Origin of the sequence: Microtetraspora sp. NBRC 13810, assembly GCF_030268685.1 — a bacterium.
In the GTDB taxonomy this organism is placed as follows: domain Bacteria; phylum Actinomycetota; class Actinomycetes; order Streptosporangiales; family Streptosporangiaceae; genus BSRQ01.
In genome coordinates this window covers 274,854-291,804 of sequence record NZ_BSRQ01000010.1, presented here as the reverse complement: position 1 = coordinate 291,804, position 16,951 = coordinate 274,854, and the positions used below count along the sequence as shown (strand labels likewise).

Here is a 16,951-nt window from a genome sequence, read left to right as displayed (position 1 = left end):
GCCGGCGAGGCCGCTGCCGCCGGTGTCGGTGGCGGGGGTCCAGGAGAGGGTGGCGCCGGTGGCGGTGACGCCGGCGGCGGTGGGGGTGCCGGGGGTGGTGGGCGGGGTGGTGTCCGAGCCGCCGCCGTAGACGGTCGCCTCCCTGGCGGTCGCGCCGATGCCGTTCGGGCCGTCGAAGATCCGCCGGCCCCACGAGGTGAGGGCGCCGGCGTCGAAGTTCGTCACCATGTCGAGATACTCGACGCCGCCGCTGTTCCCGCTCCACGACCAGCCGATGTACCCCAGGCCGCGCGACTGCGCCTGGGCCATGATGGTGTCCTCGTCCGGATCGCCGTCGGAGTGGTTGTGCCCGAACTCGCCGATCACCAGCGGCAGCCCGGCGGCCTCGAAGCTGTCCAGATAGGAGACGATCTCGGCGGCCGTGTCGAAGACGCCGTACATGTGCACCGAGAATACGGTGTTGCGGTCCGGGTCGGCGTTGAAGACGGTCCTCGCGTTGTCCCGCATGGTGAACGCCCAGTCCTGGCCCCAGTTCGGCGCGTCCACCATGAGCAGGTGGTCGAAGCCGGCGTCCCGCATCCGGCCGATCGCGGCGGAGGTGGCCTGCGTCCAGCCTGGGGTCACGGCGGTGTTGCCGAACGGCTCGTTGCCGATGTTGATGACGACGTGGTTCTCCTGGCCGTCCAGCGCGCTTTTAACGCCGATCCAGTAGTTCACCGCCTGGTCCAGGGTGTAGGCGCCGCTCTGCTCGCCGTACCCGGTGGTGTCGTGGTTCTCCAGCACGCAGATCAGCCGGTTCGCCCTGCACAGCGCGACGACGTTCGCCACGTCTGCGGCGTTGCTGGGGGTCCACCGCCCGCCGCTGAGCACCACCCGGACGGCGTTCGCGCCCCGTGCCTTGATCCCGGCGAAGGAGGCGGTCTGGGTGGGGTACCAGGCGTGCGGGTGGCTCACCCCGCGGATGACGAAGGGGCTGCCGTTCGCCTCGGCGATGCCGTCGCCGCTCACCCGGAGCCCGGTGGCCGCGCCGGCCGTTGGCGCGGCGACCAGGAGGGATACGAGGAGGGCGAGGACCGCCGCCCCCCCGAGCCCGGGTCTGAGTCTCATCTCTGGCCTTTCTGTCCCGTTCGATGAACCGGTTAAGCTCGGCGGCGCGCGGGTCCGCCGGGGTTCTCGCCTGGCGAGCGCCGGCGCTCCCCTCGATGGGAGCGCTCGCATGGTCCGTTGATTTCGGGGACATGTACAGGTCGCGCCCGGCCGGGCCGCCGCCCGTCGTACCGGCCGCGGGGGCGTGACGGGGCCGTGACGTCGGAGAACGTGGTGAGCGGTGGCGGGGGGCCGGATGAAACTTTCACCTCACCCGGTGGGAGCGCTCCCAGATAGCCGGGCGGGCCCGGGGGACGTGCCCCCGGGCCCGCGGAACTCAGCGGACCGGCGCGCCCGGTCCCAGCGGCAGGCCGAGACCCCACCAGGCGAGGAAGAGCAGGGTCCACACGACCGTCATGGCGATGGCGAGGGGCAGCGTGTAGGACGCGAGGGTGCCGATGCCGGCGCTCCTGCGGTAACGCTGGAGGAAGCCGAGCGCCATGATGAAGTACGGGCTCATCGGAGTGATCGCGGTCGAGCCCGAGTCGGCGATGCGGAACAGCGCCTGGGTCGTCTCGGCCGGCACGTGCACGAGCATCAGCATCGGCACCAGGACCGGCGCGGCCAGCGCCCACATCGCCGAACCGCTGGTCACCATGATGTTGACCAGGGTCAGCAGCACCAGGATGAGCAGGAACACCACGATGATCGGCATCCCGCTGGACCGCAGCGCCTCCGCCGCCTCGACGGCCAGGACGTCCCCGAGGTGCGTCCAGTCGAAGTAGGCGAGGAACTGCGCGATCGCGAAGAACAGCACGAGCACCGGCGCCATCTGCTTGACGCCCTCCACCATCAGCCGCGGCACGTCGCCGGGCTTGGCGACCGACCCGGACCGCATGCCGTACACGATGCCGACCAGCGCGAACAGTGAGGCGACGACCGCGGCGATACCGTCCAGCAGCGGGGAGTCCACGATGCTGCCGCCCTCGCCACGCAGCGGGGAGGAGCCCGGCAGGACGACCGCGGTGAGGATCACCAGCGCGGCCACGAGCGCCGCCACCGCGTACCGCAGGGCCGACCGCTCCCGGGTGCTCAGCCTGAGCTGCCCGATGTCGTCCAGGTCCGCGTCCGGGTCGGCGTCCAGGTCGGGCCGCCTGCTCAGGACGAACTTCGTCACCAGCGTGATCACCGCCGCCAGCACCAGGGACGAGGCGATGTTGAAGTACCAGTTGCTGAGCGGCGAGACGTAGGCGTCCGGCCCGCCGACGATCTTCGCGGCGGCCGTGGTGATGCCCGCGAAGATGGCGTCGTTCGGCGTCGGGATCGGGCTGGCGTCGTACCCGGAGGCGATGGCCGTGTAGGCGACGACGACGCCGAGGATCGGCGAACGGCCGACCGCCCGGAAGGCCAGCCCGCCCAGCGGCACCAGGATGATGTACGCCGCCGCCGAGGCCACGTGCGCCACGGTGCCGGCGAACGCGACCGCGAACACCACCCAGGAGGCGGACACCCGGGAGACGCTGACCTTCATCAGCGCCGAGAGGAACCCGCTGCGCTCGGCCACCGCGACGCCCATGATGACGACGACGATGGTCGCCATCGGCGGGAACTCCGCGAAGTTGCCGATCATCGTGGAGACGGCCATGGCGAGACCGTCGCCGCTGAGCAGGTTCCGCACCGCGACGGTCTCGCCGTCGCTCGGCGACACCACCGAGACGCCCAGCCCGGCCAGCACCGCGCTGACCACGGCGAGGATCGCGCAGAGGATCCAGAACAGCCAGAACGGATGCGGCAGGGCGTTGCCGGCGCGTTCGACGACCGCCATCGCCCTGACGATGCGAGGCAGCCGGGAGTCGGGGGAGGGGTCCGGTGTGTCCGGTTGTGTGGCGCTGGAGGCGGTCATGTCGGCTCCATAGGGGGAAAGGGCAGCCCGGCGGGAAACGGGGTGCGGCGGTTCAAGGTGGATCCCGGGGGCCACGGGGCGGATCCCGGGGGAGTGGCGGCAGGCCCGTCCGGCGGGGGAGGGGCTGTGGCCGGGGGGCTCGCGAGCCGTGGCTCGCCGGGCGGGGCCGGGACCGGGTCGGTGGGTCGGTGACCCGGTCGGTGGGTCGGTGACCGGGTCGGTGGGGCGGTCCCGGGCTCGTCGCGGCGGCCGGAGGGGCTCGCGGCCGGTGTCGCCGGGCGCCGTACGGCGGGGCGAGAGGGCGGTGGAGGCCGAGTCCGAAGAGGGAGATCGGCGGGGATGGAAGGAGGTCGGCCGGGGTGGAAGGGGCAGGTCAGCGGGGATGGAGGGGGCGGTGGAGGCCGAGGGTAGCAGGGGCCTGAGGGCGGTGAGGGCGTGGCGCGGGCGGGGTGGCGTGGGGGGTGGGGTGGGGTCAGCGGGTCAGCGGGTCAGCTCAGCGGGTCAGCGGGTCAGCGGGTCAGCGGGGGAGGCGGTGCTGGCGGAGGAAGCGCCAGATGAGGTCGTGGGCCTCGATGGTCTGGGTGGTGTAGCCGCCGCCGCTGTAGATGTCGGCGCCCGGCCAGGTGTGGCCGCCGTCCTTGACCGCGACGTGCTGGACGTCGGCGCCTCCGGCGCAGCGGGTCCACCGCGAGATCGTGATGTCGGGCTCGATCACCTGGTCGGGCAGCCGCTTGGCGCAGCGGTCGCGACCGGCCCAGGCGGCGACCCAGTCGGGGATGGCGGGCAGGCCCCGGTCGGCGTCCCCGGCGTAGGGGATGGTGGCGTCGCCCGTACCGTGGAAGTCGATCACCGGGACGGGACGCGAGGGCCGGCAGTCCTGGCCGGTGCCCGGATAGAAGGCGCCGGCCACCGGGGCGATCGCGGCGATCCGGTCGGCCATGCGGCAGGCGAGCAGACCGGTGAACCCGGCGCCGTTCGACTTGCCCGTGGCGTACACCCGCCGCCGGTCGACGCACAGCCCGTTCTCCAGCGTGTCCAGCAGATCGGCGGTGAACGCCACGTCGTCCACCCCGGGCGCCTCGTACGGCGCGCCCTGCCACGCCTGCCGGTCGCCGTCGCCGGTGCCGATGGCCCCGTTGGGATAGGCCACGATGGCGGGGAGCGTGGACAGCTTGGAGAACTCCTCGGTACCGACGCCGGTGTTGCCGCGCCCGTGGAAGGCGAGCACCACCGGCCACGCGCGGCGCGGGTTGTAGTTCTCCGGGAGATGCAGCTGGTAGGTGCGCTCCAGGCCCTTGCTGGTCAGGGTGTGCAGGGCGCTCGTGCCGGGCGCCTGGGGCGCCGGCGCGCGGCAGCCCTTCGCGTACGCGGAGGAGACGGCGGTCTCCGCGCCCGCCGTCGCGGCGTGCGCCGGGGCGGGCAGGCCGCCGAGCAGGGCGAGACCGGCGGCCGTGGCCGTGCCGAGGGCGCGCAGTCGGGATCCGAAGGTTGTCATGGAGGGGGCTCCTGTCCTGGGGAGGGCGTGCGGAAGAGACCGCCCGGCGACCGTGCCGCGACAAGGCCGTGCCGCGACAAGGCCGTGCCGCGACAAGGCCGTGCCGTGGCAAGGCGGGGCCGTGACGCGGCGGGGTCGTCGTACGAAGGGGTGTCGTACGGCGGGCCGGGAGACGGCGGGCCGCTATGCGGCAGGGACGCTGGGGGGCGGGGGGATGGGTGAGGGGGTGGGTGGGAGTGGGGGTGGGGGTGGGTGACGGGGCCGGAGCGGGGTCAGGCGTCCAGCCAGGCGGTGGCGAAGGCGGCGATGCGGGTCACGATCGCCTCGACGACGGCCCGGCCGTCCTCGGCGGTGGCGTTCCGGGGATCGCCCAGGACGCCGTTGGGACTGAGCCGGTCGTACCGGGCCGCGAGCGTGGGGTGGCCGCCCCGGTTCGCCAGCCGGGCGAAGGGGTCGAACTGGCCGACGTGGGTGGTGCCCGCGGCGAGACGTTCAGGGTGGACCAGATGGGGGGCGAGGTGGAGCATCTGGGCGGTCTCGGCCTCGCCGCTGTGCCCGTGCACCTCGCTCACCCGCATCCCGGCCACCACGTCGGCGGCCAGCGAGGTCAGCGGGGTCCACCCGAACTGCACGTCCGGGCGGGTGGTGAGCAGGTCCTGGGCGACCGTGGTCAGGGTGGCGTTGTTGCCGCCGTGCCCGGTGATCACGAGGATCTTCCGCCAGCCGTGCCGGTGCAGGCCGTCCACGTACTCGCGGACCACCGCGGCCAGCGTGCCGGTGGTCAGGGTGACCGTGCCCGCGAAGGCCAGGTGGTGCGGCGAGACGCCGACCGGCACCGACGGGCCGATCACCGCCCGGCCGCCGAGCCGCGCGGCCACCAGTTCGGCGACGTGCTCGGCACGGATCGTGTCGGTGGCCAGCGGCATGCCCGGCCCGTGCTGCTCGAACGCGCCCGCCGGGATGATGACCAGCGGGCTGTCGCGCACCGCCTCGGCCGCCTCGACGGTCGTCATCTCGCCGAGCCGCACGGGACGCGGCCGGTCCGGTGCCGGGCTCAACGGACGGCTTCGGGGAACTCGGCGGACGCGATCGCGTCCCGGATGGCGGTGAGGTGCTCGCGGGTGAGCCGTTCGGCCGCGTGCACGTCGCCGTCGCGCACGGCTTCGTAGATCTCCACGTGCTCGGCGTGGTCGCGGGCCCGGTCGTTGTACCGGTGCCGGATCTCGACCTGCTCGCGTGCCCGCACGTGCAGCAGCGCTTCGACGGTCTCCCGCAGGAGCGCGTTGCCGCTGGCCGCCGCCAGCACGACGTGGAAGTGCAGCCCTTCGCCGTACGGCTCCCGCGGCGGGTGCAGGGCGTTCACCGACGCCGCCTTGAGCTGCTCGACGACCTCGGGGACCCGGGTACGCGCCGCGGCCGCGGCGATCGCCGGCTCCACCACCAGACGCGCCTCGACGAGTTCGAGCACGGACTCGCGGTCGCTCCTGGGCAGGTGCGGGTTGGCCAGCAGCCGGCGGTCGATGCCCTCCCCGACGTAGGTGCCCGACCCGTGCCGGAACTCCACCACGCCGGTCGCCTCCAGCCGGCGCAGGGCCTCGCGCACGGTCGGGGTGGTCACCTCGAAGCGGCGCGCCAGCTCCCGCGAGGAGGCCAGCGCGTCGCCCGGGCCCAGCCGTTCCGTACGGATGATCTCGACGATGTCATCCGCCAGCCGTTCGGACAACGATTGCTCGCTGTAACTCATGAAGTGACTAAATCACTTGATCTCTCACATCGTCAATGGGGTCGTGTGATCCAGGTCATGCGCCGGGGGGCGGATCCCGGGGCGAGCGGTCGTCGTACCGGGGTCAGGGGCAGGCGGCGGTCCAGAGCCAGCCGACCAGGACGCACGCGCTCGCCAGGAGGAGCAGGGTCCTGCCGGGCCGGGACGGGGTCCTGCCGGGCGGGGACGGGGTCGTGTCGGGTCGGGACGGGGTCCTGCCGGGCGGGGACACGGCGGCCGTCAGTCCGCGTCGGCGAGGCCGAGACGCCCTTCGAGGCGCTCGATCCGCTCGACCAGGGGCCGCACCTCCTGGCGTACGGCTGCCGCCAGGGCCTTCGCGGCCTCGGGTGGCACCGCCGTACCGGCCGCCCCCTCCTGGGCCTGGCCCTGGGCGCGCAGGTGGACGTATCCGGCCAGGGCGGCCACCACGGCCCGCCGGGTCAGTCTCGGCTCGGCGCCGAGCGCGCGCAGCGCCCGCCCGCCCGCGCCGTCGGGCTCGGTGACCAGGCCGAGCAGCAGGTGCTCGCAGCCGATGTAGTTGTGCCCGAGCCCGGTCGCCTCCGTGACGGCCAGTTCCAGCGCGTTGGCGGCGTCACCGTCGAAGTGCCGCGCCACGTCCCCCTCCACCCCGGCGGCCTCTGCCCCGGCGGCGTCACCCTCGGAGGCGTCGGCCCCCGAAGCCCCGGCGACGTGATCGGACGCGGGGCCGGACGCGGGGCCGGACGCAGGGCCGGACGCGGGGCCGGACGTGGGGGCGGGGGCGGGCGCCGGGGCGGACGTCGGGGTGGCGGGGGGCTCGTTCCCGGGGTGAGGGGTGCGGCGGGTGAGTTCGGCGGCGACCTGGGCGGGGTCGATCTCCATGGCGCGCAGGACGTGCAGCGCGAGGTTGGTGCCCTCCTGGAGCATCGCGCCGAGGAGGTGTTCGGTGCCGACGCCCGGTGCGCCGCCCTCCCGGGCCCGCTGCACGGCGAGCTTCAGCACGACGCGGGTCCGCGGCGTGAAGTGGGCGAGGTGGGAGGTGGGGTCGTCGGCCTCCAGGTCGCCGAGGACGGTCTCCCGGATCGCCGTCACCCGCCGCACCGCCTGCTCCAGGGCGCGCTGGCACACCGCCGACACCGGCACGCCGGCCGCCCGCACGGCGTCGGCCAGCTCGTCCGGCAGATACACGTTGATCTTCGGCATCACATAGACCTCCACATCTTGGGGTTATGCCAGGGTTATAACCCCTGTATACCCCCACAAGGAAGCCCTGTCCATCGACACTCGACGTCTTGGAGCCCCTGAGGACCTTCACCGCCGCCAGGACTCTCGCCGTCTGAGCGCAGGAGTACGGCCCCGCCCGCTTTTGCCGACCGCCGTCGTGGGACGCCGGTCCGCGCACCTCGTGACGCGTGGCCGGACCATGCCCCGACGAACCGCGTCAAAAGCCGGAACACTTCCCGGCCACAGGATTTCCTGCCACGATCTGCTGGGGCGGAGAAACGAAACTCACGCGGTCACACGCTCATTTCCCGCGGTGAAAGGAGTGCGGATGCGGATTCTCTCCGGCAGGTATGAGTTGCTGGAAAGTCTGGGCCAGGGCGGGATGGGCGATGTCTACCGGGCCCGCGATCTCGAACTGGAGAGATCGGTGGCCGTCAAGGTGCTCCCGTCGCAGTTCGTCCGGCATCCGGAGTTTCGCACCCGATTCCGGCGCGAGGCGAGAGCCGCCGCCGGTCTGACCCATCCGGGCATCGCCATGATCCACGATATCGGCGAGGATACCGGCGGTGAACAGCCGACCCCTTATCTGGTGATGGAACTCATCGAGGGCCGGACGCTCGCCGAGGTTCTCCAGGAGCGAGGTCCCTTTCCACCGGCCGAGGCGGCGCAAATCGTGATCGCCGTACTTGACGCGCTGGAACACAGTCACAGTCGCGATATCGTGCATCGGGACATCCAACCGTCGAACATCATGCTGACCGGGAATGGGATACCCAGGGTCAAGGTGATGGACTTCGGGATCGCGAAACTGTTGCCCGACACCGTGACGGGTCTCACGGCGACGGGCTCCCTCCTCGGCGCCCCGTCCTACCTGTCCCCCGAGCAGGCCAGAGGAGAGCGGACGGACCACCGTACGGACCTGTACTCCCTGGGCTGCGTCTATTACGAGTTGCTGACCGGACGGCCGCCGTTCGTCGGGGAGAACATCTCCGTCGTCCTTTTCCAGCATCTGGAGCGCAGGGCCGATCCGCCTTCGGCGCATCGGCGGGGCATCCCCGCCCGGTCCGACTCGACGGTGCCGCGTTCCCTGGAGAAGGATCCGCGCCGCAGATACCAGAACGCGGGTGAAATGCGCGCGGCGATCTCCGCCCGGGGCGGCCCGGATCCGGACGCCGTCGCTTTTCCGGCAGGCCGCCACGCGGGCGCTTTCGAGCGGCCACGCGACGGGCGGTCCGCGTCCGGGCCGAGGCTCGCGGCTTTCGGGCGGACGGCCGCGGAGCGCGTGGCCACGCGGATGTTACGGCTTGCCACGATCATGCTCATCCTGGCCAGTCCGGGAGCCGGGAGGGAATCCCTCATCGTCCTGCTTCTGGCACTGGTGCCCACGGCGTTTGCCGTATACCAGTCCTATCGCATGTCCCGGCCCGGCTATCGGAACCTGGACGCTTTGGTGACAGGGCTGGTTTTCGTCTTCGCGTTCTATTTAGGCGCGATCGCGATCGACGGCGGCGGAGTCTTCGTGCTCGCGTCCGGTGTTTTCCTGTTGATCACCGGCGGAATCCGGGTGACCAGGTTGCTCCGGGGCCGGAATCGGTTGCGGACGCCGGCCCGCTAGCCGCGGACGGGGCCCGCCGCCGGGGCGCGGTACTCCCAAGGGGGCATTCTCCCGGCTACCGGCGGTGACCGGGGATAGAGTGATTCTTGATCGCCAGTGTCGCGATCCCAGTGTCGCGATCCCAGTGTCGCGATCCCAGTGTCGCGATCCCAGTGTCGCAATCATGGATCGGAGGATCCGATGAGCATCGGCAGGATCGGAGTCTGGCACCCCCTGTTCGGGCGCGCCCCGGTGCAGGCTGTACGGCAGGCCGCGGCGGAGATCGAAGGGCTCGGTTACCAGGCGCTCTGGTTCGGCGAGTCGTTCGGCAGCAGGGAGGCGTTCACCACGGCCGCGATCCTGCTCGCCGCCACGGACAGGATCGCCGTGGGCAGCGGGATCGCCAGCATCTGGGCGCGGGACGCCACCGCGACGGCGGCCGGGGCGGCGGCGCTCGGCGAGGCGTATCCGGGCAGGTTCGCGCTCGGCATCGGCGTGAGCCACGCGCCGCTGGTCAACGTGCGCGGTCACGAATACGGGCGCCCGCTCGCCGCGATGGACGCCTACCTGGACGCGATGGCCGCCGCCCGGCCGAGCCTGGCGATGACGGCCGACCCGCCCGTGCCCACCCTGCTCGCGGCGCTGCGACCCCGGATGCTGGAGCTCTCCAGGGACAAGGCCGACGGCGCGCACCCCTACTTCGTGCCGCCGGAGCACACCGCGCTGGCCCGGAAGATCCTCGGCGCCGGCCCGACGCTCGCGCCGGAGCAGGCCGTCCTGCTGGAGACCGACCCGGCGAAGGCCCGGCAGATCGCCCGCGAGCACATGAGCCTCTACCTCACCCTGCCCAACTACCTCAACAACCTGCGCCACCTCGGCTTCGGCGACGACGACCTCGCGGACGGCGGCAGCGACCGCCTGGTGGACGCGATCGTCGCCTGGGGCGACGCGGACAAGGTGGCCGCCCGGGTCCGCGAGCACTTCGACGCCGGAGCCGACCACGTCGCCGTCCAGCCGCTGCCCACGGACCTCGGAGGCGCCGTCACCCAGCTCGCCGAGCTGGCCCCGGTCCTGGGCGTGCGCTGAGCCCGCGGCATATGCCGGGCCGGCCGGCGGTCGAACGGCGAGGCGTGTCTGGGTTACCGTTGTCGGCGGCGGTTTGCCGGGATCGAAAGGTGACACCTTGTCCGAAGAACTCGTGGGGGAACGGCTGGCGCGGCTCAGGGGCGACTTCGCCGCCATCGACGCGGACGGCGACGGCTACATCACCGAGCGGGAGTTCCGGGAGCACTTCCCCGGGCTGCCCGCCGAGGCGCTCGGCGCGCTGAGCCGGGACGGCGACGCCGACGGGGACGGGCGCTTCTCCCTGGAGGAGTTCCTGCGCCTCATGTCCTGAGGTCCGGGTCAGGGCGGGCCGCTCGGGGGCGCGAGCGGCCACGGCGCGCGGGCAGGCGGCCGGCGACCGACGGCACCAGCCCGCGCGGCAGGAACAGCACGACCACGATGAGCACCAGCGCGTAGACCGCGTAGGACAGCACGCCCGGCGCGTAGGACGGCATGCCGGGCAGCGTCCCCACCACGTTGAGCACCTGGACGAGCAGCGTGATCACCGCCGCGCCGGCCACCGCGCCCCACACGGTGCCGAGACCGCCGACGACCGCCATGACGATGTACTCGACGGACAGCAGCACCGGGAACGACCCGGGCGCCACATAGCCGACGTAGAACGCGTAGATCCCCCCGGCGAGCCCGGCGAAGGCGGCCGACAGGGAGAACACCGCCAGCTTGTAGCGCCCCACCGGGACCCCGCTGGACGCGGCGGCCGTCTCGCTGGTGGCCAGCGCGCGCAGCCCGCGGCCGGCCCGGGAGGCGATGACGTTGCGGGTCACCAGCATCACCAGCGCGAGCCCCGCCCAGGTCAGGTACGCGTAGCCCGCCGCGCCGCCCACCTCGAAGGAGCCGGCGGAGAACTGCGGGATCCCCTGGAGCCCGATGTCCCCGCCGGTGAACTCCAGCTGCCCGGCCAGGGACAGCAGGATGAGCTGCGTGGCCAGGGTGGCGAAGGCCAGATGGTGACCGCGGAGCCGGAGCAGCGGCACCCCGACGACCAGCGCGAACGCCGCCGCGGCGACCGGCGCGGCGAGCAGCCCGGCGAGCGGCGGGCCGCCCTGGACGGTGAGGAGCCCGGCGGTGTAGGCCCCGACCGCGTAGAACGCGCCCTGGCCGAGCGAGACCTGCCCGGCGTAGCCCATCAGCAGCGAGACGCCCACCGTGACCATGGCCGCCAGGCCGAGGAAGATGTAGACGGCCAGCGCGCTGTCGTCGAGGAAGGCGGGCAGCGCCAGGGTGACGGCTCCGGCGAGGACGCCGGGCAGGGCGCGCTTCACACGGCCTCCTCGTGGATCGTCGCCCGGCGGCTCGCCTGGACGACCATGACGACCAGCATGAATCCCAGCGCGATCTCGGTCTGGTAGGCGGCGTACCCGTACCCCGCGGCCAGCGTCTCCGCGACGCCGAGCAGCAGCGCGCCGGCCAGCGCGAGACCGGGGCGCCGCAGCGCGCCGAAGACCGCGGCGGCGAAGCCGTTCACCATGAGCAGCACGTCGGTGTCGAAGGAGATCGGCCGCAGCGGCGTCACGAGCACGCCGGCCAGGCCGCCGAGCAGCCCGCCGAGCAGGAAGGCCAGCAGGCCCATCCGGGTGACGTCGATGCCGATCACCCGGGCCGCGTACGGGTTGGAGGCGCACGCGCTCAGCGCCTTGCCCGGATAGGTGCGCTCGAAGAACAGCGTCAGCAGCACGAACGTCGCGGCGGTGGCGGCCACCACCAGCAGGTGGTGGCGCTGGATCTCCGCGCCGCCCGGCAGCGTCACCGACCCGGGCAGCCCGGGGAAGGACCGGGGCTGGTCGCCCCAGGCGACGATCTCGACCGCGTAGGCGAGCACGGCCACGCCGAGGGTGATGATGAGGGAGGACTGCGGGGCGGTGCCGCGCCGGCCGATCGCCACCAGGCCGGTCAGCAGCCCGGCCGCCGCCGCGATCAGCACCGCGGCGAGCTCCGCCGCCCCGTGCGGCAGTCCCGCGCCGAGCAGCCACGACGCGCTCAGCCCAGCGATCACCGCGAACGTGCCCTGGGCGAAGTTGACCACCCCGGTCACCCGGTGGATCGCGACCAGCCCGCTCGCGATCAGCGCGATGCCGCAGCCGACCGCCAGGCCGTTGACGAGGTAGGTGAGGAACTCGCTCACGACCGGGTCCCGCCGCCGATCGCGCCGCCGAGGTAGGCGCGGACCACCCGCGGATCCCCGGCCAGCTCGGCGCACGGTCCCTGCGCCACCACCCTGCCCGCCTCCAGCACGTAGGCGCGTTCGCACATGCCGAACGCGAGCCGGGCGTTCTGCTCGATGAGCAGCACCGTGAGGCCGCGCTCGGCGTTGAGCCGGACGATGTGCCCGGCGAGGTCGCGGGTCACGTTGGGGGCGAGACCGAGCGACAGCTCGTCCACCACGAGCGCGTCGGGGCGGGACATCAGCGCCCTGCCGACCGCGACCATCTGCTGCTGCCCGCCGGACAGGACGCCCGCGCGGCGGCGGCGCGCCTGCGCGAGGGCCGGGAACAGCTCGTAGACGAAGGCGGTGTCCCGCTCGCCCGAGCGCCAGCCACCCAGCAGCAGGTTGTCCTGCACGGTGAGGTCGGGAAAGAGCTGGCGGCCCTCGGGCACGTGCGCGAGCCTGCCGCCGATCCGCACCGTGCCGGCCGCGGGGGACAGGATGCCGGACAGCGTGTCGGCCAGCGTGGACTTGCCCGCGCCGTTCGGGCCGAGCAGGGCGACCATCTCGCCGCGCCGTACGGACAGCGAGACCTGGTCCAGCGCCGTCGCCGAGCCGTGCCGCACCACCAAATCCCTGGTCTCGATCACGTGCTCTCCCCGAGGTAGGCGGAGACCACGGCGGGCTCCGAGCGGATCCGCTCCGGTGTCCCCTGGGCGATGATCCGGCCGAGGTCGAGCACGGTCACCCGGTCCACCAGCCGGGCCACGAACGCGACGTCGTGCTCGATCAGCATGATCGTCAACCCGGTGGCGCGCAGCTCCTCGACGAGCACGGCCAGCGCCTCCCGCTCGCCGGCGCGCAGCCCGGAGGCCGGCTCGTCGAGCAGCAGCAGCCGCGGCCCTGCGCACAGGGCGCGGGCGAGCTGCATCGCCCGCTGCCGGCCGAAGGGCAGCGAGCCGGCGGGGTGGCCGGCCCACTCCGTGAGGCCCACCCGGGCCAGCTCGCGGTCCGCGCGCTCGGCGATCTCGCGCTCCTCGCGCCGGTGCCGGGGCAGCCGCAGCGCCGCGGCGGCGAAACCGGCCCGGGTACGGCTGTGCGCCCCGACCATGACGTTCTCCCGGACCGTCATGCCGTGGAAGACCCGGGCGCCCTGGAAGACGATGGAGACGCCCAGCGCGGCCCTGCGGTGCGGCGGCATCCGGTCCACCCGGACGCCGTCGAAGGAGATCGTCCCCCGCTCGGCCGCGAGATGGCCGGTGATCAGGTTGAACAGCGTGGACTTGCCCGCCCCGTTGGGGCCGATGACGCCGTGCGCCTCGCCCTCGGCGACGCCGAGGCTGACGTCGCGCACGGCGTAGACGCCGCCGAAGGACCGGGAGACCCCGTCGATCCGGAGCATCTAACCGGCGGAGACGGTCTTGGCCAGCTGCTCCATGGCCCACTCGGTCGGCACGAACTTCCCGTTCTCGACGGTGTTGACGGAGATGAAGTCGGGGCTCAGCCCGGAGTGGTCGGTGGCGGAGTAGCGGAACCGGCCGTTCGGGGTGACCAGGTCCATGGTCTCCAGCGCCTGCCGCACCTTGGCGGAGTCGGTGCCGCCGGCCTTCCTGATCGCCTCGAACAGCAGCAGGCTCGCGCTGTACCCGTCCTGGGCGAACTGCGGCGGCGGGTAGCCGTGCCGCTGCTCGAACGGCCCGGCCATCTGGTCGATGACGTCCTTCTGCCGCCCGGCGGGGAGGTGGTCGCCCACCACGCCGATCGCGCTCTGCACGGTCATCCCCTCGGCCGCCGCGCCCATCGGCTCCAGCCACAGGCTGCTCGCCTGGGAGCCGGTCAGGAACAGCGGCACGTCGAGCCCGGCGGCGGCGTACTGCTTGCCGGCCGTGACGCCGGGCGCGCCCGAGCCCCAGAAGACCAGCGCCTCGGCGTCGGAGCCGGCGACGTGGGTGAAGAGCGGGCTGAAGTCGGCCGTGGTGGTCTCGTAGGGCTCGTCGACGACGATCCGCACGCCGTACCTGGGGGCCAGCCGGACCGTCCACTCGTGCCCGGAGACGGAGTAGGCGCTCTTGGAGTCGTACGCGACGGCGATCCGGGTGATGCCCTCGGCCCGCATGTACTGGAGGTAGCGCTCGGCGTACATGCTGGACAGCGCGGGGACGACGAAGACGTGCGGCCGGATCGGCTCCACCTGCTCCTGCACGGGCGCGAGGGACAGGTAGGGCAGCTTCTCGCGTTCGGCCAGCGGCTCGATGGCCAGCGCGGAGTTGGAGAAGACCGGGCCGATGAGCGCGTCGATGTCGTCCTTGATCTGGTTGAACGCGACGACGCCCTGGTCGGGTGCCGTCTTGTCGTCGCGCTGGACCAGCTCGACCCGCCGCCCGAGCAGCCCGCCCTGGGCGTTGACCTGCTCCACGGCCAGCTCGACGGCCTTCTTGTCCTCGCTGCCGAGCGGGGTGTAGTTGCCGGTCAGCGAGACGATGAGGCCGATCCTGATCGGGTCGTCGCCCGCCGATCCGCCGCCGGAGCCGCCGCCGGACCCGCAGGCGGCCACCAGGGCGAGGCAGGCGAGGGCGGGAAGGAGTCTGCGCACGTGTACCCCCTGGAGGTCCTTTCGTGGCACGGCCTCCGGCACGGCGATGGCCTCCACACCCGGACACCGATCGCCCCGAATGTAGGCAGATGAATGACGCCTGTCAATGAGATGCCTGCTGTTGACCGGCCTTCACGACGACATAAGTCCTTGTCAGCCGGGATATGGCGAAATTTCCTCCTCTGAGGGAAATGGCGTGGAGATCGCGGCATTCTTGGCAGTCGTTTTCGCGGTCGTCCGGATATATGTGTTTCGGAAAGGCGTGGGGGTGGGCATGTCAGGGGGCGGGAATCCGGGTACTCGCCGCACCGGGGTGGTCGCGGCGGGGCCCGCGGGGGATGGGAGGCGGCGCTGGGCACGCGTGGAGTGGTCATCGCGCTGGTGGCGGGCGCGATCGCGGTGTCGCTGCCCGCGAGCCGGGACGGCGGCGCGGGCAAGGCCGCGGGAGCCGTGCCGCTGGACAACCCCGACGGCACCATGCCCGGCCTGGCGCCGGTCGCCTCCGACGCCCACCGGGCCGAGGCGCTCGACCTGATCAAGGGCCTGCCCGTCGCGCAGCCCGGCGCGGTCTCCGGCTACGAGCCCGCGCGGTACGGCGAGACCTGGTCCGACAACGCGCCGGACGTGCCGTTCACCGGGAACGGCTGCGACACCCGTGACGACCTCCTCGCCAGGGACGGCGCCGACGTGCGCTACCAGGCCGGCTCCCGGTGCGTGGTGACCGCCATGACGCTCGGCGACCCCTACACCGGCGACACCGTCACCTGGCGCCGCGGCGGCTCCGCCGGCGTCCGGGTGGACCGCGTGGTCCCGCTGTCGTACGGCTGGCGGATGGGCGCCTCGGGGTGGCCGGCGGCCAAGCGGCTGCGGTTCGCCAACGATCCGCTCAACCTGCTCACCGTGGGCCGCTCGCCCGGCACGCCCAAACGCGGCGGCGGCCCGGCCGCCTGGCTCCCGCCGCTGCCCGAGGCCCGCTGCGCCTACTCCGTGCGGTTCGCGCAGGTGGCGGGCAAGTATGATCTTCCGGTGACCACGGCCGACCGGTCGGCCATGCTCGCCCAGTGCTTCTGACCGGGACACCGCCACCGGTGAAGCTACCGGTGCGTAGCGAATCCCTGTGACCACTATGACCCAAAGGGGCGCGCCCGCGATGGGGACATGTCATCGTTGGCCCCGGGCGATCTAGGCGGAGCAGCGGGAGGATTTCATGATCGTTGTGGGCGTCGACGGTTCGCGTGCCGGTCTGGAGGCCGTCGCGTGGGCGGCCGGTGAGGCCGCGCTGCGGCGCCGCGCCCTGCACATCGTGCACGCGCTGCCGGGCTGGGCGCACGAGAAGCCGGCGAGCGGCCCGTACGCGGAGGTCGCCCGGTGGATGCGCGAGTGCGCGGTGTCGGTGCTGACCGAGGCCCTGGACCGGGCCCGCGCGGACCACCCGGACCTCCCGGTCACCACCGTGATGCTGCCCGGCGACCCGCGCCCGGTCCTGGTGGACGCGGCGGCCGGAGCCGAGCTGCTGGTCGTCGGCGACCACGGGCTCGGCGGCTTCCGCGGGCTGCTCCTCGGCTCGGTGGCGCTCGGCGTGGCCGGCCGTACGCCGTGCCCGGCCGTGGTCGTCGGCGGCGTCTCCTGCCCGCCCAGGGACGAGGTGGTCGTCGGCGTGGACGGCTCCGCGGCCAGCGCGGCGGCGGTCGGCTTCGCCTTCGCCGAGGCGGAGGCCAGGAAGGCCGACCTGCGCGCCGTGCACGCCTGGAACTCGCTGGCCCCCGGCGCCGGCGTGGACCCGTTCCCGGCGGTCCAGCAGGACGGCGCCGAGCGCCGGCTGCTGACCGAGGCGCTGGCGCCGTGGCGGGAGCGGCACCCCGGGGTGAACGTCATCGAGCAGGCCGACCGCGGCCACCCGGTGGACGTCCTGCGCAAGGCGTCGGCGGGGGCCGACCTCCTCGTCGTCGGCTCGCGCGGCCGCGGCGAGGTCCCCGGCCTGGTGCTCGGCTCGGTCGGGCACGCCCTGCTGCACCACACCGAGTGCCCCATCGCGGTCGTCCCCTGA

General features: G+C 73.1%; 16 protein-coding genes. 5 read left to right on the top strand and 11 right to left on the bottom strand.

The annotated features are described in order from the left end of the window. The 6 genes from QSK26_RS21980 to QSK26_RS21955 form a co-directional block, all read right to left on the bottom strand. Positions 1–1,107 (bottom strand): glycoside hydrolase family 5 protein (locus tag QSK26_RS21980; RefSeq protein ID WP_285777097.1); only part of this gene is annotated, 1,107 nt, incomplete at its 3' end. Between the two features lie 316 nt (positions 1,108–1,423). After that, positions 1,424–2,989, bottom strand: coding sequence for an AbgT family transporter (locus QSK26_RS21975; RefSeq protein WP_285777096.1), 1,566 nt, complete (start codon positions 2,987–2,989; stop codon positions 1,424–1,426). 517 nt (positions 2,990–3,506) lie between these two features. Then, the gene (locus QSK26_RS21970; RefSeq protein ID WP_285777095.1) at positions 3,507–4,484 is read right to left on the bottom strand and encodes a CE1 family esterase; all 978 of its coding nucleotides are present in this window, start codon (positions 4,482–4,484) and stop codon (positions 3,507–3,509) included. Between the two features lie 272 nt (positions 4,485–4,756). Next, entirely contained in the window at positions 4,757–5,497 is a 741-nt protein-coding gene (locus QSK26_RS21965) for a creatininase family protein (RefSeq protein WP_285777094.1), read from the bottom strand. A 41-nt stretch (positions 5,498–5,538) separates the two neighbouring features. Beyond that, positions 5,539–6,228: a FadR/GntR family transcriptional regulator gene (locus QSK26_RS21960; protein WP_285777093.1), complete on the bottom strand. Its 690-nt coding sequence runs from the start codon at positions 6,226–6,228 to the stop codon at positions 5,539–5,541. Between the two features lie 258 nt (positions 6,229–6,486). Further along, complete coding sequence (locus QSK26_RS21955) at positions 6,487–7,428, bottom strand: Clp protease N-terminal domain-containing protein (protein WP_285777092.1); 942 nt, start codon at positions 7,426–7,428, stop codon at positions 6,487–6,489. Positions 7,429–7,777: 349 nt separating this feature from the next. On the opposite strand from QSK26_RS21955, the gene QSK26_RS21950 reads away from it, so the two are divergent. The 3 genes from QSK26_RS21950 to QSK26_RS21940 all read left to right on the top strand — a co-directional run bounded on the left by QSK26_RS21950 (position 7,778) and on the right by QSK26_RS21940 (position 10,439). Next, positions 7,778–9,064, top strand: coding sequence for a protein kinase domain-containing protein (locus QSK26_RS21950; protein ID WP_285777091.1), 1,287 nt, complete (start codon positions 7,778–7,780; stop codon positions 9,062–9,064). Between the two features lie 180 nt (positions 9,065–9,244). After that, entirely contained in the window at positions 9,245–10,129 is an 885-nt protein-coding gene (locus QSK26_RS21945) for a TIGR03620 family F420-dependent LLM class oxidoreductase (RefSeq protein WP_285777090.1), read from the top strand. A 97-nt stretch (positions 10,130–10,226) separates the two neighbouring features. Then, positions 10,227–10,439: an EF-hand domain-containing protein gene (locus QSK26_RS21940; protein ID WP_285777089.1), complete on the top strand. Its 213-nt coding sequence runs from the start codon at positions 10,227–10,229 to the stop codon at positions 10,437–10,439. On the opposite strand, the gene QSK26_RS21935 is transcribed toward QSK26_RS21940, so the two are convergent. From QSK26_RS21935 to QSK26_RS21915, 5 genes are read right to left on the bottom strand one after another with little or no spacing between them, the layout of a single operon-like run. After that, positions 10,429–11,430, bottom strand: coding sequence for a branched-chain amino acid ABC transporter permease (locus QSK26_RS21935; RefSeq protein ID WP_285777088.1), 1,002 nt, complete (start codon positions 11,428–11,430; stop codon positions 10,429–10,431). The genes QSK26_RS21940 and QSK26_RS21935 overlap by 11 nt on opposite strands. Next, positions 11,427–12,290, bottom strand: a complete 864-nt coding sequence (locus tag QSK26_RS21930; RefSeq protein WP_285777087.1) for a branched-chain amino acid ABC transporter permease — start codon at positions 12,288–12,290, stop codon at positions 11,427–11,429. Before QSK26_RS21930 ends, QSK26_RS21935 begins: the two co-directional genes overlap by 4 nt. Beyond that, positions 12,287–12,961: an ABC transporter ATP-binding protein gene (locus QSK26_RS21925; protein ID WP_285777086.1), complete on the bottom strand. Its 675-nt coding sequence runs from the start codon at positions 12,959–12,961 to the stop codon at positions 12,287–12,289. Before QSK26_RS21925 ends, QSK26_RS21930 begins: the two co-directional genes overlap by 4 nt. Next, a complete protein-coding gene (locus tag QSK26_RS21920) occupies positions 12,958–13,713 on the bottom strand; it encodes an ABC transporter ATP-binding protein (protein WP_285777085.1) in 756 nt (251 codons plus the stop codon). The genes QSK26_RS21925 and QSK26_RS21920 overlap by 4 nt, the downstream gene beginning before the upstream one ends. Next, positions 13,714–14,904: an ABC transporter substrate-binding protein gene (locus QSK26_RS21915; protein WP_285777084.1), complete on the bottom strand. Its 1,191-nt coding sequence runs from the start codon at positions 14,902–14,904 to the stop codon at positions 13,714–13,716. Positions 14,905–15,270: 366 nt separating this feature from the next. Between QSK26_RS21915 and QSK26_RS21910 the strand changes: the two genes are divergently transcribed. Then, positions 15,271–15,975 carry an HNH endonuclease family protein gene (locus tag QSK26_RS21910; protein ID WP_285777083.1) on the top strand — a complete coding sequence of 235 codons (705 nt, stop codon included), beginning with the start codon at positions 15,271–15,273 and terminating at the stop codon, positions 15,973–15,975. Positions 15,976–16,111: 136 nt separating this feature from the next. Then, entirely contained in the window at positions 16,112–16,951 is an 840-nt protein-coding gene (locus QSK26_RS21905) for a universal stress protein (protein WP_285777082.1), read from the top strand.

Excerpts from the sequence above, each read along its gene's own strand:
- QSK26_RS21975 (WP_285777096.1), bottom strand. The coding sequence starts at position 2,989 with ATGACCGCCTCCAGCGCCACACAACCGGACACACCGGACCCCTCCCCC.
- QSK26_RS21970 (WP_285777095.1), bottom strand. The coding sequence starts at position 4,484 with ATGACAACCTTCGGATCCCGACTGCGCGCCCTCGGCACGGCCACGGCC.
- QSK26_RS21965 (WP_285777094.1), bottom strand. The coding sequence starts at position 5,497 with ATGACGACCGTCGAGGCGGCCGAGGCGGTGCGCGACAGCCCGCTGGTC.
- QSK26_RS21960 (WP_285777093.1), bottom strand. The coding sequence starts at position 6,228 with ATGAGTTACAGCGAGCAATCGTTGTCCGAACGGCTGGCGGATGACATC.
- QSK26_RS21955 (WP_285777092.1), bottom strand. The coding sequence starts at position 7,428 with ATGCCGAAGATCAACGTGTATCTGCCGGACGAGCTGGCCGACGCCGTG.
- QSK26_RS21950 (WP_285777091.1), top strand. The coding sequence starts at position 7,778 with ATGCGGATTCTCTCCGGCAGGTATGAGTTGCTGGAAAGTCTGGGCCAG.
- QSK26_RS21945 (WP_285777090.1), top strand. The coding sequence starts at position 9,245 with ATGAGCATCGGCAGGATCGGAGTCTGGCACCCCCTGTTCGGGCGCGCC.
- QSK26_RS21920 (WP_285777085.1), bottom strand. The coding sequence starts at position 13,713 with ATGCTCCGGATCGACGGGGTCTCCCGGTCCTTCGGCGGCGTCTACGCC.
- QSK26_RS21905 (WP_285777082.1), top strand. The coding sequence starts at position 16,112 with ATGATCGTTGTGGGCGTCGACGGTTCGCGTGCCGGTCTGGAGGCCGTC.